The sequence below is a fragment of the Aurantimonas aggregata genome, assembly GCF_010500835.1.
Lineage (GTDB): Bacteria > Pseudomonadota > Alphaproteobacteria > Rhizobiales > Rhizobiaceae > Aurantimonas > Aurantimonas aggregata.
Map to the genome: position 1 here is coordinate 1 of NZ_JAAAMJ010000063.1, position 2,815 is coordinate 2,815.

The following is a 2,815-nucleotide window of genomic DNA, read 5'->3' on the forward strand; positions in this document are numbered from 1 at the left end:
CGTAACCCTACGCCGTGGGCCGCCTAGTTTCGAGGCGTAGGACCTGCTGTTTTCCGTCGGCCATGGGCTAGCCACGGTGCAAGCAGCGAGGATAACCACGTGCCCATTCACCGAATGGAGATTGTGAGCGGAGCCGGTCGACGGCGCGCCTTCTCGCCGGCGATGAAGGCGCGGATCGTTTCGGAGACGCTGGCACCGGGTATGACGGTGAGCGAGGTGGCGCGGCGGCATGACCTTGACCGATCGCTGGTTTATCGCTGGCGCCGCGGCTTCGACATCAGGCATGCCGGGAAGGTCGGTGTCTTTCTGCCGGTCGCAGTGACCGAGGAGGCAGTTTCGACGGAGCCGATCAGGCTGGATGGTGCGGCCGCGGCGCCGGACAAGCTGTCCGACCGGATCGAGATCGATCTGGGTCGAGGGCGATGCGTTCGGGTCGGCGCCGACGTCGATGCCGATGCGCTTTCCCGCGTTCTCGATGTCCTGGAGCGGCGATGATCCCGGTTTCGAGCGGGGTCCGGGTATGGCTGGCGACTGGCCACACCGATATGAGGAAGGGCTTTCCGGGACTGTCGTTGCAGGTTCAGGAGGTTCTGCGACGCGATCCCCTGGGCGGTCATCTTTTTTGCTTTCGTGGGCGCTGAGGCGATCTTTTGAAGGTCATTTGGCACGATGGTCAGGGTGCGTGCCTGTTCACCAAGAAGCTGGAGCGCGGCCGGTTCCTGTGGCCCTCGGCCGCCGATGGCGTGGTGACGATCTCCTCGGCGCAGCTCGGCTATCTGCTGTCCGGGATCGATTGGAGAAATCCGCAGAAAACCTGGCGTCCGACCTCGGTCGGCTGACGATTTTGGGTTGCAGGTTCTGGTGGATGTGATTCCATCATCCTCGTGAAAGCCGCTCCTGAATCGCTCTCTTTCGATCTTGCCAGCGCCCACGCGATGATCCTCGCCGAGCGCGCCGCACGCGTGGCAGCCGAGACCCGGCTCGTTGACGCTCGCGCCGAGGCGGCCAATGCCCAGGCGGATCTGTCGAGCACGGAAGCGCTGATCGCGCATCTGAAGCTTGAGATCGAGAAACTGCGTCGCGAGCTTTACGGCAGCCGCTCGGAGCGCAAGGCGCGGCTCCTGGAGCAGATGGAACTGCAGCTGGAAGATCTGGAAGCGGCCGCGACCGAGGACGAGCTGACGGCCGAACAAGCCACGGCCCGGACGCAGACGGTGCAATCATTCCAGCGCAAGCGGCCCTCGCGCAAACCCTTTTCCGAGCATCTGCCGCGCGAGCGCATTGTGATTGCGGCGCCGACCTCCTGTTCCTGCTGCGGCTCGGCCAGGCTGTCGAAGCTCGGTGAGGACGTCACCGAGACACTGGAGGTGATCCCGCGCCAATGGAAGGTCGTCCAGACCGTGCGCGAGAAGTTCTCCTGCCGGGAATGCGAGAAGATCACGCAGCCGCCGGCGCCGTTCCACGTGACGCCCCGCGGCTTCGCCGGTCCGAACCTCCTGGCGATGATCCTGTTCGAGAAGTTCGGTCAGCACCAGCCCCTCAACCGGCAGAGCGAGCGTTACCGGCGCGAGGGTATCGATCTGAGCGTGTCGACGCTGGCCGACCAGGTGGGCGCCTGCACAACGGTGCTGCAGCCGCTCCATGCGCTGATCGAAGCCCACGTCCTTGCCGCCGAGCGTCTGCATGGCGACGACACGACGGTGCCGATCCTGGCGAAGGGCAAAACGGTGACGGGCCACATCTGGACCTATGTTCGCGACGACCGCCCTTTTGGCGGGACCGCACCGCCGGCAGCGCTCTATTACGCCTCTCGGGATCGGCGGCAGGAGCATCCCGAGCGCCATCTTCGAGGCTATACCGGCATCCTGCAGGCCGACGCCTACAGCGGCTACAACGGGCTCTATGATCCGTCGCGGGCTCAGGGCGCGATCACGTCGGCGCTGTGTTGGGCGCATGCAAGGCGCCAGTTCTTCGAGCTGGCCGACATCGCGGCCAATGCACGGCGCGGCAGACAAGCACCGGCAATCTCGCCGGTGGCGCTGCAGGCGGTCAGGCGCATCGACGCGCTGTTCGACATCGAGCGCGCCATCAATGGCCTGAGCGCTGAAGAACGTCTGCGCGCCCGACAGGAACAAAGCGTGCCTCTTGTGGCTGAACTGGAAGCGTGGCTGCGCGACGAGCGATGCCGTCTGTCGCGCTCGGCCTCGGTCGCCAAGCCGATCGATTACATGCTCCGGCGCTGGGACCGATTTGCTCGGTTCCTTGATGACGGTAGGGTCTGCCTCACGAACAATGCGGCCGAGCGCGCGCTTCGAGGTTTTGCCCTCGGTAGGAAGTCATGGCTCTTCGCCGGCTCCGATCGCGGAGCCGCCCGTGCCGCAGCCATGACCACGCTGATCATGACGGCCAAGCTCAACGACATCGATCCACTGGCTTGGCTCGCCGATGTCCTCACCCGCATCGCCGACACGCGGCAGAACCGGCTTCCCGAACTGCTCCCATGGGAGTGGAAGATGCCGATCCTGCAGGCGGCCGCTTGAGCCGTGGCGGCCATCTCCCACGTCTTCACGCTTCGGCGCGCCGCTCAGATCCTGGGCCGCGACGAAAGCCTGCTGTGGGACCTATCCGATCAGCTCGAGCCAGAGGGCGGCATGCTCTGGATCTACGACATCAACGATGCCGAAATCCTCGCCTTCACCGATGACGGCATCGAGGCCCTTCGGGAAATCATCAAGGACCAGATCGATCGTCCCGGCTGAGTTCTAGAACCGACTCTCTCAAACCGGTCGGACCGCGGTCCTCCCCGTATGCTTAC

General features: G+C 64.8%; 3 protein-coding genes and 1 pseudogene. All 4 read left to right on the forward strand.

Annotation, left to right across the window (positions count from 1 at the left end):
- Positions 1–99 precede the first annotated feature (99 nt).
- The 4 genes and pseudogenes from tnpA (at position 100) to GTW51_RS23195 (ending at position 2,759) form a co-directional block, all read left to right on the forward strand.
- Positions 100–495, forward strand: coding sequence for an IS66-like element accessory protein TnpA (gene tnpA, locus GTW51_RS23180; RefSeq protein ID WP_163046383.1), 396 nt, complete (start codon positions 100–102; stop codon positions 493–495).
- Positions 492–839: pseudogene (gene tnpB / locus GTW51_RS23185) on the forward strand (IS66 family insertion sequence element accessory protein TnpB). Before tnpA ends, tnpB begins: the two are co-directional and overlap by 4 nt.
- A 96-nt stretch (positions 840–935) precedes the next feature.
- Positions 936–2,540 (forward strand): IS66 family transposase, encoded by a 1,605-nt coding sequence (gene tnpC / locus GTW51_RS23190; RefSeq protein WP_163046385.1) that lies wholly within the window; start codon positions 936–938, stop codon positions 2,538–2,540.
- Positions 2,541–2,543: 3 nt separating this feature from the next.
- Positions 2,544–2,759, forward strand: coding sequence for a hypothetical protein (locus GTW51_RS23195; protein WP_163046384.1), 216 nt, complete (start codon positions 2,544–2,546; stop codon positions 2,757–2,759).
- Positions 2,760–2,815: the final 56 nt, after the last annotated feature.